Source organism: Herbaspirillum sp. GCM10030257 (assembly GCF_042666555.1).
Taxonomy (GTDB): Bacteria; Pseudomonadota; Gammaproteobacteria; order Burkholderiales; family Burkholderiaceae_D; genus Noviherbaspirillum.
Genome location: NZ_JBHTDH010000031.1, coordinates 14,369 through 26,288 on the forward strand (window position 1 = coordinate 14,369; position 11,920 = coordinate 26,288).

General features: G+C 53.4%; 12 protein-coding genes. 10 read left to right on the top strand and 2 right to left on the bottom strand.

The genetic code is table 11. The features are described from left to right. Positions 1 to 55 precede the first annotated feature (55 nt). The 3 genes from ACFQUU_RS25370 to ACFQUU_RS25380 all read left to right on the top strand — a co-directional run bounded on the left by ACFQUU_RS25370 (position 56) and on the right by ACFQUU_RS25380 (position 3,073). Positions 56 to 787: a TetR family transcriptional regulator gene (locus tag ACFQUU_RS25370; RefSeq protein ID WP_382250908.1), complete on the top strand. Its 732-nt coding sequence runs from the start codon at positions 56 to 58 to the stop codon at positions 785 to 787. A 79-nt stretch (positions 788 to 866) separates the two neighbouring features. Next, on the top strand, positions 867 to 2,066 hold the full coding sequence (locus tag ACFQUU_RS25375) for an amidohydrolase family protein (RefSeq protein WP_382250909.1): 1,200 nt from the start codon (positions 867 to 869) through the stop codon (positions 2,064 to 2,066). Between the two features lie 65 nt (positions 2,067 to 2,131). Next, the gene (locus ACFQUU_RS25380) at positions 2,132 to 3,073 is read left to right on the top strand and encodes a DMT family transporter (protein WP_382250910.1); all 942 of its coding nucleotides are present in this window, start codon (positions 2,132 to 2,134) and stop codon (positions 3,071 to 3,073) included. Positions 3,074 to 3,264: 191 nt separating this feature from the next. Here the strand turns inward: ACFQUU_RS25380 and ACFQUU_RS25385 are convergent, their stop codons facing one another. Next, positions 3,265 to 4,092, bottom strand: a complete 828-nt coding sequence (locus tag ACFQUU_RS25385) for a class I SAM-dependent methyltransferase (protein ID WP_382250911.1) — start codon at positions 4,090 to 4,092, stop codon at positions 3,265 to 3,267. Positions 4,093 to 4,589: 497 nt separating this feature from the next. Here ACFQUU_RS25385 and ACFQUU_RS25390 point away from each other — a divergent pair, with 497 nt between their 5' ends. From ACFQUU_RS25390 to ACFQUU_RS25400, 3 genes are all read left to right on the top strand, one after another. Further along, on the top strand, positions 4,590 to 4,760 hold the full coding sequence (locus ACFQUU_RS25390) for a CsbD family protein (protein WP_382250912.1): 171 nt from the start codon (positions 4,590 to 4,592) through the stop codon (positions 4,758 to 4,760). 444 nt (positions 4,761 to 5,204) lie between these two features. Beyond that, on the top strand, positions 5,205 to 5,456 hold the full coding sequence (locus ACFQUU_RS25395) for a hypothetical protein (protein ID WP_382250913.1): 252 nt from the start codon (positions 5,205 to 5,207) through the stop codon (positions 5,454 to 5,456). A gap of 155 nt (positions 5,457 to 5,611) precedes the next feature. Beyond that, positions 5,612 to 5,869 carry a hypothetical protein gene (locus tag ACFQUU_RS25400; protein WP_382250914.1) on the top strand — a complete coding sequence of 86 codons (258 nt, stop codon included), beginning with the start codon at positions 5,612 to 5,614 and terminating at the stop codon, positions 5,867 to 5,869. A 70-nt stretch (positions 5,870 to 5,939) separates the two neighbouring features. On the opposite strand, the gene ACFQUU_RS25405 is transcribed toward ACFQUU_RS25400, so the two are convergent. Further along, positions 5,940 to 6,344 (bottom strand): VanZ family protein, encoded by a 405-nt coding sequence (locus ACFQUU_RS25405; RefSeq protein ID WP_382250931.1) that lies wholly within the window; start codon positions 6,342 to 6,344, stop codon positions 5,940 to 5,942. Between the two features lie 566 nt (positions 6,345 to 6,910). On the opposite strand from ACFQUU_RS25405, the gene ACFQUU_RS25410 reads away from it, so the two are divergent. The 4 genes from ACFQUU_RS25410 (at position 6,911) to ACFQUU_RS25425 (ending at position 11,907) form a co-directional block, all read left to right on the top strand. After that, positions 6,911 to 7,114, top strand: coding sequence for a hypothetical protein (locus ACFQUU_RS25410; protein WP_382250915.1), 204 nt, complete (start codon positions 6,911 to 6,913; stop codon positions 7,112 to 7,114). Between the two features lie 1,242 nt (positions 7,115 to 8,356). Then, positions 8,357 to 9,505 (top strand): glycosyltransferase, encoded by a 1,149-nt coding sequence (locus ACFQUU_RS25415; protein ID WP_382250916.1) that lies wholly within the window; start codon positions 8,357 to 8,359, stop codon positions 9,503 to 9,505. Positions 9,506 to 9,689: 184 nt separating this feature from the next. Beyond that, positions 9,690 to 10,835, top strand: a complete 1,146-nt coding sequence (locus tag ACFQUU_RS25420) for a glycosyltransferase family 4 protein (RefSeq protein WP_382250917.1) — start codon at positions 9,690 to 9,692, stop codon at positions 10,833 to 10,835. Then, a complete protein-coding gene (locus tag ACFQUU_RS25425; RefSeq protein ID WP_382250918.1) occupies positions 10,825 to 11,907 on the top strand; it encodes an NAD-dependent epimerase/dehydratase family protein in 1,083 nt (360 codons plus the stop codon). Before ACFQUU_RS25420 ends, ACFQUU_RS25425 begins: the two co-directional genes overlap by 11 nt. The last annotated feature ends 13 nt before the right edge of the window (positions 11,908 to 11,920 follow it).

Below are 11,920 nucleotides of genomic sequence, written 5' to 3' on the forward strand. Positions count from 1 at the left end.
CCTTGAAAGAAATTGCTATTTCCGCAAGGCAGGCGGTTTTTCAATAATATCCGACATGGCCACTTCCTCCCCCCGGCGCACCACTGGCACTGCGGCTTCCGCAAAGCGTCCGCGCCAGCGGGAGTTGGCGGCTCAGTCGACGCAGGAAAGCATCCTGCGCGCCGCCACCAAGGTATTTGCAAAACACGGTTTCGCTGGCGGCCGCATCGATCAGATATCGAAGGCGGCCAACTCGCATGACCGAATGATTTATTACTATTTCGGCAACAAGGAAGAACTCTTCATTGCCGTGATCGAGGACGCCTACCGCCGTTTCAACGAGGCGGAATCCAAGCTTGCCCTCAATCTTGACGACCCCATCGAAGACATGCAAACGCTGGTGCGTTTCATGTGGACCTATTATCAGCAGCATCCCGAGTTCATTACCCTGCTCAACAGCGAGAACCTGCATCGCGGCAAGCACATCTCGAAATCGATGCGCGCACGCGAGTATTCGTCGCCAGCCATTTCCCTGATGGGCCGAGTGCTCGCCAAAGGCGCCGAAACCGGCGTGTTTCGCGCCGACCTGAGGGCACGGGATATCTACCTAATGAGTGCTGCACTAGCCTATTTCTATTTATCCAATCGCTTCACGCTGTCAGCCTTCCTTGGCGAAGACCTCGGTGCGGCAGACGCTCTCGCTTACTGGGAAGAGTTCATCACATCGGCTGTGATCCGCCAGGTATGCGTCCATCCAGACGGACTTGCGTCCCAGGATAGGCCGCTTCCGATCATGTCGACCGGGTGAAGCGACAGATGGCGAATTGTTGTCATTGAATCCATCCCGCTTGCAGCGGGTAGCGTTTAACTGAAACAGGAGGCAGGCCATGGCAGATGCAGGTGGTGTTCAAACATCCGGAAAAGTCGTCATCAAGAACATCGGATTATTGCTTTCAGGAGACATTGATAACCCGGTGCTGTCGGCCGATACGATCGTGGTCAACGACGGTTTGATTACCGCCGTTGGATCCGCTTCCGATTGCGATACTGATCAGGCCGACGTGGTCATTGACGCACGCAAGACCTGCGTCGCGCCCGGGCTGATTGACAGCCACGTTCATCCCGTATTTGGTGACTGGACGCCACGACAGGGTCAGCTCGGCTGGATCGATTCCACGATGAATGGCGGCGTTACCACCATGATCTCAGCCGGTGAAGTGCATCTTCCCGGCCGGCCGAAAGATATCGTCGGCCTCAAGGCGCTGGCGATTACCGCGCAACGCGCTTTTGATAATTTCCGCCCGGGTGGCGTCAAAGTCCTCGCCGGCGCGCCGGTGATTGAAAAAGGCATGACGGAACAGGACTTCAAGGAGTTGGCGGAGGCTGGGGTTTCGCTGCTGGGCGAAGTCGGTCTCGGATCGGTGAAGGCTGGCGAAGAAGCGCAAAAGATGGTTGCCTGGGCGCGCAAGTACGGTATCCAGAGCACTATCCACACCGGCGGCCCGTCGATTCCTGGCTCCGGGCTGATCGACAAGGATGTCGTCCTCGAAGCCGACGCCGACGTGATCGGCCACATCAATGGCGGACACACCGCATTGCCGGAAGCCCACGTCTGCGAGCTCTGCGAAAAGTCGCGCCGCGCCATCGAGATTGTCCACAACGGCAATGAGCGTGTGGCAATTGCGGCCGCCCAGACGGCGATGCAGCTCAAGTGTCCGCATCGTGTCATCCTCGGCACGGACGGTCCGGCAGGCTCCGGCGTACAACCTCTGGGAATTCTGCGTATGGTTGCGCTGCTGTCGAGCATCGCCCGCATTCCCGCAGAGCTCGTGTTCTGCTTCGCAACCGGTAACACTGCGCGGATACGCAAGCTTAACTGCGGCCTCATTGAAGTGGGACGGGCAGCGGATTTCGTGTTCATGGACAAGGCACAGCATTCGGCGGGACGGGATCTGCTCGATAGCGTGCAACTCGGCGATATCCCTGGCGTCGGCATGGTGATGATCGATGGCATCGTGCGTTGCGGACGTAGCCGCAATACGCCGCCTGCCACGGAAATTCCTGTGATCGTGGGCGCAGCGCATTAAGTTGCGCCAGGACGTTCGCTTTTCCGTGCAACTTGCGGACCGGTATATCCCGATCCGCAGCCGCAATGCGTTCTAAATTTATGGCCAGCTCGCTTTTGCAACGCTTCGATGCACTGACGCCTTCGACCAAGGGCATGTGGCTGGGCTTGTGCGCGATGGCCTTGTTCGGGCTGACTTTGCCGATGACCCGACTTGCAATCGGATCAAATGCGGCACCTCAGCTGTCGCCATGGTTTGTGACCTTTGGACGTGCGGTTGTCGCCGCGATTCTGTCAATTGCGCTACTCACTATTACGCGTTCTCCATGGCCGGACCGAAAGCAGTGGCGCGCACTGATTATCGCTGCGCTGGGAAACGCGATCGGCTATCCCCTATTGCTTGCATTTGCATTGCGCAGCGTTACTGCAAGCCATGCAGCCGTGATAACCGCCTTGCTGCCGCTTGTTACGGCCGTAGCCGCCGCATGGACATTGCGCCAACGGGTTGGAGTTGGCTTCTGGCTCTGCGCATGTACAGGTACCGCCCTGGTGGTTGTGTACTCACTGCTTCGTTCTTCGAGTTCAGGCAGCGGCTTCCAACTCGATATGGCCGACCTGCTACTGGTGGCCGCAGTACTGGCTGCATCAGTCGGCTATGTTCAGGGGGCGCTGGTGACTCCTGCATTGGGCGCGGAGCGCGTGATCTGCTGGGTGACCGTTATCTCTCTCCCTGTCACGCTTCCGGGAGCTTTGCTGACCTGGCCAGCCACGTCAGTCACAGGCACTGCCTGGATAGGCTTTGCGTACGTCGGCCTGTTCTCGATGTGGGTTGCATTCTTTGCCTGGTACCGCGCGCTCGCACTTGGCGGGTCGGTGCGTGTCAGCCAGGTCCAGTTGCTGCAACCTTTCTTTGCAATGGCTTTCTCAGTGCCATTGCTAGGCGAGAAACTCGATCCACTTACCTTGGGCTTTGGTGCAGCGGTGGTGTTTACCGTTTATCTCGGAAAGAGACTGAGCTCACGGCCGTGAATCTGTGCGATTGCGCGTTTACTACACAGTGTAATTTCACCCAATCTGCGCGCTGCGATGCAGGATTTCTCCCCCCTCGTGATGATGACAGGAACTGCGCATAGCAAGCCCGGACGATGCCGGGCCACTGGGCGCGGCCGGATCGATTGCCTGAAAGCGCCTATCCCGGTAACCAGTTGGAACCGGTACGTTTACCCACGGACTGCAATAACCTCCAGATATTCTGAATCGACCTTCGTTGTTCCATCCGTCGCGCGATTATTGGCGCTCCAGAGCTCTTCCAGATCACGCCGCAACGCCTCCTGTTCAGTAGTGCCCAACGCCGCCTTGGCGCGTAGCGTCGGCCCATAAAAGTTGAAGAAAAATTCCACGACCTCGGCAGGAGAAAATGGATAGTGCATGGGATACATGCGTCGCGTCGTCTTCATGTTCGAACTGCCATTCCGTAACCGTTCACGCACGGTAGCATCGTCGCCCCACTGCAGAGGTGATGGCATGATGGGCGGGGGTGGAACATGCTTGCCAATGATCTTGAACATTTGTCCTACGTGCCCCTCCGGTGTCCAGTTCGCCATCGCCACCCGACCTCCCGGACGACAGACACGTATCAACTCGGCGGCCACATGCGTTGGACGTGGAGCGAACATGGCGCCGATCAAGCTGACTACCAGGTCGAAAGAGGCATCTGGATACGGCAGCATTTCGGCATCGCCTTCATCGAAGCGGGCATTGACGTTTTCCGCCTTGGCGCGCGCCCTTGCCTGCTCCACGAGATTCGTCGCAAGGTCAATGCCTGTGACCTTCACGCCGGCACGGGCAGCTGGAATGGCAATCTGGCCCGCACCGCAGGCAACATCAAGCATGCGTGTCTCAGGTGCTACTTCAAGCCGCTCGTAGAACTCAAGGGCGCCAGGTTCAAGGTACTTGGCGAAATGTCCGTAGTCGCCCGACATCCATGTTGCCTTCAAGCGTGTCTTTAGTGCTTCCATATCGGGTGTCATCCCGGCTGTATCGGCCATGATTTTTTCTCCTTGATGGAAAGGAACTCGTGTTGGGCTAGAGTGCAAATGGATAGAAGCGTGGGCGAAGACGTTCAGGAAGTTTGTAGAAAAATCTGATTGCTCACCGCCTTAAGCGCATTCATGCCACGCGCTTCAGTGTTGGCGCGTGGTCAGTGCATGTCAATGTTCTCCGTCTGCGTTTCTGGGTGCCGGTTGAGCGTGCGCAAACAAGGCGTGTTTTACGTGCTCGTTCAGAAATGCTTTCAGAATCTCACTGTGAACACGCAGTAACTGCATGGTAATCGACCATAGTGCAAATGACTGGCAGGTTCTCCCTTTCCGTTTAGCACCTATACCATGTGGGCAGTCAATCGACCTTGCTGCGCGCAGCGTCGATTAGTCGGAAGCAGGTCCTTTTCGTTGCACTTGGCACGCAGCAGCGTTCTGAAACTTTCTTAAAACGAATGACTCTTAATTGTTAACCGAATCACTCTTGAAAACGGAAAGGACACATCATGAACCAGGATCAAGTAAAAGGCAGCGTGAAGGATGCCGCAGGTAAGGTGCAGCAGAAAGCCGGTGAAATGATGCACAATGAAAAGCAGCAGGAAAAGGGTATTGAAAAGCAGGTTGAAGGTCAGGTGCAAAAAACAGTCGGCAATGTGAAGGACACCTTTAATAAGTAAATACCGTAAAGGGCTCATTCAGTTTGGCTGTCCTGTTACTCTTTACCAATCTTCTCTGACATAGAAACAAAGACTCCTCGTCACAAAGTGGCATTGGCGAGGAGTATTCTTGGACAGAATTCCGGTTGGAATATTCGCCCGAATATCCGGTTGACGTGTTAGGCCACGTCGTTTAAGCGCCGTGTACTTATCTAATATCTATACTCCTCACCTGTTGTGTTTCGGGGTAGTCGCTTACCGGGAGCAAACCATACACGTGATCCGGCTGAATTCGATACGCCTAGTCACCAACCTAGCCGCACTAGGCTAACCTTCAAACGTAATTATTTACTGAGCCAAACTTTCGATACAAGACAGCATATTGAATTGTATCCATATTGCACTGCGACTTGTCCGCGTCAGTCAGAGTTCTATACTGTACGCATTGTAGTTACGGAGGAAGATGTGGATAAGTACCGGATTCTTGAACGCATGATGAGGGACCGGGACGACGCAGTCGATACCGATCTCTATTGCATTGCTGCATTACTTGCGGAGCGGCTTGAAGAGATTTCTTCCAAACTTGGACCTTCCGAACTTGAGCGCTTCATAGAAATTGGCGCTGCGATATGCCGTTACGGTTATCGCGAGTTTGGAATTGGTGCTCCGGTCGATGACTTGTTTCCTCAGAGCGAAATTTGGGGAAGCCTGCGTTAATTTTATTGCCCCGCAGGACGGTTTGTGCAGATTTGTCTCGCTGTGCCAACGCCTACGACATCACATTAAAAAAATCTGTACAACACGTTTTACACTGAACCTGCGCAGGCATATACTAATTCTTGTGCACTGCACTGCACTGTAGCGAGGTCAACATGCAAAAATCCATTTCTCGTTCGTCGCCGCTCAAGGCAATTCCTGTCGGTGATATTTCTTCCAGCACGCCTGCTTTGTTCGATACAGACAGATCGAATCGTCCTGAAAAGCTAACGCGTGAGGATGTATCTCGATGCATTAACATCTGGGCGAAAATGTACCGTCTCAATGATGACGATACCAGCGCCGCAGAGTTGTGCATGCCCTCTCGGACATGGCTAGGCAGAAGCCCGGACCGCCTTAAACGTTTTGAATAACTGAACGAAAAATTCTACTCAAGATACAAGACTATTCGTCTTGCAGAAGCCGGGCTTGGCCCGGCTCTCATTACGGCGTCCGAACGCGGCGCCGCTTCGTCTCCAGACATATCCATAGCAGTGTCGACATCAGTATGCCGGCACTCGCATCAACATACCAGTCCCCAATTGCCCCTCTTCGATACGGAAGAAAAGTCTGGACATACTCGTCCAAGGCACCCATGAGCGCAATCATCACTACAGTCGTGAGGCCCTTCGCCGAATACTCGTTACGGAAACCCGTGAACAAAAGGAATGCGATCACCGAATATGTAATGAAATGAAGAATAAGGCCTGAGGCGAACTCGCCCACCTCCGTGCGAGCCCCTGGGATCGATCCGAAAACTAGTACAGCAAGATAGATAAGCAAAGCGGCGATAAAGCGCAGTCTGTGGTATCTGTCATCAATCATTAGTCTGACAAACGACATTCGCATCCTTCCTATGACTATGCAGAACAGAACACGAGGGTACCGCAATAAGTCATCGAAGATGTTCGCATTGATCAAAACATAGGTCAGCAAGCTTTAGCCCGCATTCGGGCGCACCACGCACCTTAAACGGGAAAAATATTCCGAGAGGAAATTAACGTCAGTGCAGATAGCCTGTCCATCAAGAGCCAGAAAAACAGGTTTCTCAAAGATGTCTCGGACGGACAAATAAAAGTCATCTCATATTAATGAATGATCGGCTTCGGAAACCGAGCACCAAATCATCGAATTCTTATCGTGTTAGCGCAGAGTTACGGCGACCAATTCATTAGTGATCTAAAAAGCTGTGGGCAAAAGCACGATAAATCGATTTTCTATCGAGATTCCGTACTTATTCTTTAGGAAAGTGAATAGTACATTAAAGCTACCTGTGACGCAGTCTAAATAACTCGGCACGGGAAGGGGTCTGTTAAGATCATTTTGGATCGCAAAGCGGAGCAAGACACTTTCCGAACGGGGCCTGTTTGGATACGGCGGCTATGCATGGAAAAAGGACTGTTGGAGCCGCGAAAATGCTTGCCTTCCTCGATGCCACGCTGCCAAAGCTCATGCAGAACCTGGGACAATCAGAATCCAAGTACAACAGCTTGCGTAACAACCAAGGCACGGTCGATTTGGGCGAAGAGGCAAATTCCATGTTGCAGCAATCCATATCTACGGAAGCCAAAATGGTTGAACGTCGCCAGCGCAAGGAAGGACTGCTCAACAGATTCTAAGAATCGCATCCTGTCGTTGAAACAATCAACCAGCAGATGCGTGAACTCAAGCGTGATCTGGCTTTCCTTAAACCCAATGTTGCTCCTGCATTCTGCACCTTCACTATTTTGCGTCTGGGATGTGTCACCCCCTTTATCCAGCCCTTCCCTGCATAGGCATACTGAACGATCTTTCGCTCTTGATGACAGCTTGCGATACACCACTCTCTGTCTGTTGCGTTACGCAATTTCATAGACGAAGATTCGTTGCGCATGACGTGCAAAACGTCCGATGTCTCTCGCGCCAAAAGTAATTCAATGGTAAAGGTCATCGCGCAGTTGATTGCACCACCCCATTGCAGAAATGCCTATCTCGTATAAGCCCCCCATACAACTTGCTGGAATCGGCTCCTCCAAGCTTCTGTTTTGACAGCACTCGCCTGCTCTTCCTAATCTGCATCATCATTCATTTCCTAGCCTTTCGAAAAATATTAGTCCCGCTAGTTTCTTTAGCAGCGAGTTAAGCGGGAAACATCCTCAGGTTCCATCAGCAAGATCTCTACATATCCTCATCAGGTTGCAAAATCGGTCTAATTTCTCGTACAAGCACACAGAGGATTATCGCCTTCGTGCATCCAGGACGCGTTCGCATCCATGATAAATATCATCTCATCTTCGGGTTCGATTCATCGATTAAAAAATGCGATGAGTTAATGCATAGGCCATATCGATCAAACGAAATTTCGTACTTATTTCTTTGTTTATTAAATCTTAGAATGTCTTGGAACGAAGACAAAGCCGCGGCGCCCGAAAGTCGGTAGTGCACAGGTGGAAAATTGGGATGAACTGCTCTTTCGGGATGGTCATGTGTCGTCCTGGGGCAACGCATATTCGCCTATATGACTGGGCAGGAGAAGAACACTGCTCAATACCAATTGTATGAGCGCTTCACGTGCTAATGGGTAAAGAGGCGGCAATGCGCCACCTCTTTACTATCCTGTGATCTGTTTGAGGTGCAATCATGATGTTTTCAACTCGACCGGCGCGAAAAGTTGTTGCAACCCTCACTCTCGATTGGCCAAATACAGTTATGAGGCAGGCTCAGATAAGCTCAGGCGGCGTCAGTGCTGTCATGTAACCGTACGGAGCGATGCTGAAACAATGCGGCAGGCAACAAGTGTTGGATTGCTCGCATACCCGATTGGCACGAAGCATGGCACCAGCGGCGGAGCCATGTAAATAGGGAGCATAAAATTGCTTTGGATGGAATTTTTCGACAGCATGCTGACTGCCTGGATTTGCACTCTTTTTCTGAGTATGCTGATCGTCTTCACTCAAGGCTGGCATGGACGGCTTTCTCTCGACAGCACGCTCATCGGTGCGCAAAAATTCCACGATACGCCGGTCCCTCGCATTGGCGGGCTCGCACTAGCCATCGGTATCGGGATGGCTTTCACCATCGATTTCCTCGGCGATCGCAGTAATGAACAACGCTTGAGCGGAGGAGCGTTGCTGCTGCTGGTTGCCGGCATGCCTGCATTCCTGTCCGGGCTGCTCGAAGACCTCACGAAAAGCGTATCGGTAAGGCGCCGTCTTTTCGCAACGTTTGCAAGTGCGTTGTTGGCCTGGCTCCTGCTTGACGCCTATCTTCCACGTCTAGATATCTGGGGAGTAGACACGTTACTGCACACCATGCCGCTGCTTGCTGTTGTCATTACGGCCTTCGCCGTTGCAGGCGTTGCCAACTCGATTAACATCATCGATGGCTTCCACGGAGTTGCAGGGGGAGCCGTGGTGATCATGCTTTCTGCCCTGGCATTCATTGCATGGCGAGTTGGCGATACCTTCGTTGCCCGATTGGCCATTCTCGGCATCGGTGCAACAGTCGGTTTCCTGATGGTGAACTATCCGACCGGGAAACTGTTCATGGGCGACGGTGGCGCCTACCTTCTCGGATTCTGGCTGGCGGAAGTCGCTGTACTGCTTGTCGCCCGCAATCCATCCGTTTCCGCATGGCAGATGCTTGCAATCTGTGCTTATCCGGTAATTGAAGTCCTGTACAGCGTGTACCGGAAAGCCGTGATCCGCAAGATGAGCCCCGGAGTGCCAGACCGGCTGCACATGCATATGCTCATCTACCGCCGCGTTGTCTGCCAAATATTGCCGAAGAGAAGAGAACGCCCTTGGATAAGAAATTGCGCAGTTGCATGGGTCACGTCAATCTGGATCGCATTCACAACGCTTTTGGCACTCAGTTTAGGCAACAGCACCAGCGGTGCATTGGCAGTATTCGCCGCGGAAGCGCTGATTTATATCGTGATCTATGCACGGCTCGTGCGTGGGCGCTGGTGCTTCGGTCCTGTCGTGGTGCTAGGTGTACGTGAGTATGCAAACCTAAGGAAGTCACCCTGAGTGAGCCATTGGAATCCGATAACCAGATGCTGCCTAAACCGCCTTTTTCACCATGACCAGACCATCTTTACGCCTTGTGCCGAGGCATGAGGGATACTGCAGGCGCGTATGAATTGGACGCCAGTATCGATACCTTTCCGAAGTCGGCCCCGTGTCAGACGGCCTATCACTAAGTGGTGAAAAATTGAGAATCTGTTTTCTTGTCAGTTCACTCGATGCCGGCGGCGCAGAGCGCGTGGCAACGACCTTATGCAATGCGTGGGCAGCGCGCGGCGACGACGTATCGTTGATAGCAACCTTTTCCGCAGGCGGAGAACCATTTTATGCGGTCTCAGATGCCGTGGAATTGGTCTCGCTGGCCGACGTCGTCAAGACCAGGAATAAAAACATTGGTAGCTACGCCAAACGCTTCGTGGCGCTACGCAGCCTGCTAACGGAAAGAAACCCGGACGTCGTTATTTCCTTTTTGCCGAACGTCAATGTCGCTGCCGTGTTAACCACGCTATTTACAGGAATTCCATTGATACTTTGCGAACGGAATGATCCGAGCGGACGCTCGCCGCGCAGTTTTTGGGAGTTTTGTTCCAGGCTGACATTTCGATACGGCGACATGTTTACCGTACAGACGGATGCGGTTTCCGAAAAGATCCATCATTACTATCCGGGATTGAAGCGAGTGCGCACGATTCCCAATCCCATCCCGGAGGACGTGGCAGCCCACGAGGCCGTCATGCGCAATAACGATCGGAAGATCTTGCTGAGCATGGGCCGGCTCGAAGACCAGAAGCAGTTCGACAAAGCCATCGCCGCGTTTTCCGCCGTAGCAGCGCGCTTTCCCGACTGGGACTTCAATATCTACGGCGAAGGCCCGCTGAAGCCCCAACTCCAGGCTTGCATCGAACAGCATGGCATGGCCGAACGTATTGCGCTCAAGGGTAGGACAACCAAGCCATGGGAAGTCATGGCGGGCGCGGATGCTTTCTTGATGACATCGAAATTCGAAGGCTTTCCAAATGCGCTGCTCGAAGCCATGGGAGTGGGGCTGCCATGCGTGGTTACCGATTGCCCAAGCGGGCCGAGTGAGATGACACGCCAGGGAAAAGATGCGCTGCTCGTTCCGATGCAAGATCAGAAGGCACTCATTTCAGCACTGGAAGACATCATGCGCGATGAGGAATTGCGATGCACGTTAGGCAATCAGGCAAGAAATTCAGTCTTGCGGCGATACAGTTTGAAAGCGGTCATCGAACAATGGGATCGGATTTTCAGCGAAGTACGCAGTCCGACGCAGAAAGACGGATTTCTCCAAGGAGAAGCGAATGAGGCGTGACAGGGATACCATCATCGTGACCGGTGCGGCAGGATTCATCGGCAGCCATGTCGCGGCTCGCCTGGCAGATATGGGCTGCCACGTAATAGGATGCGATAACTTCAACAGTTACTACCTTCAACGATTGAAAACAGACCGGGTCAAAGCACTGCTAGACCCGCGCGGCATCGATTGCTTGCAAGTCGAGCTTGCCCATGCATCGGAAGTGCAGCTGCTGTTCGATCATTACCAGCCGACACGTGTTATCCATCTTGCTGCACAGGCAGGCGTGCGATACTCATTGGAAAACCCGTCCGCCTATGTGCAGTCCAACCTGGTTGGCTTTTGTAATGTGCTCGAAGCATGCAAGCAGCATCAGGTGCAGCATTTCCTTTATGCCAGCAGCAGCAGCGTGTACGGAATGAACCGCAAGGCACCCTTCGCCGAATGCGACCGGACGGACGAGCCCGTATCGCTGTATGCCGCCACCAAGAAATCCAACGAACTGATCGCGTATTCCTACAGCCACCTTTTCGGACTGCGCACGACGGGACTGCGCTTTTTTACTGTCTACGGCCCATGGGGCCGGCCTGACATGGCGTATTTCAGCTTTACGGAGAAGATGGTCAACGGCGAGCCGATTCAGGTATTTGCAGATGGAAATCTTGAACGGGATTTCACTTATATCGATGACATCGTCGAAGGCGTGGTACGCCTGGTGGTAAATCCGCCACCGACCGAGACAGGACGCGCCCCGCATCTCATACTCAATATCGGAAACCACTGTCCCGTGAGCGTCATGGACTTTGTCGCGACGCTTGAAAAGATGCTTGGCATTCGTGCCGACATTGAATTCCTTCCCATGCAGTCTGGCGATGTTCCGGCCACATATGCCGATACCGACCTCCTGCGTAACTACACCGGCTTTGCACCGTCTACGTCGCTGGAGGATGGTTTGCGCAGGTTTGCCGACTGGTACAGAACCTGGTCAGACGAAAAAGCGGTTGACCTCGCTCCCGGTCCGCCACGTGGCGTTGCAAGCATTCATTACCTGAATCGCGGCACGGTGCCGCTCTTCCAGTACAAGGATTGAAGTTGCAGGTCGT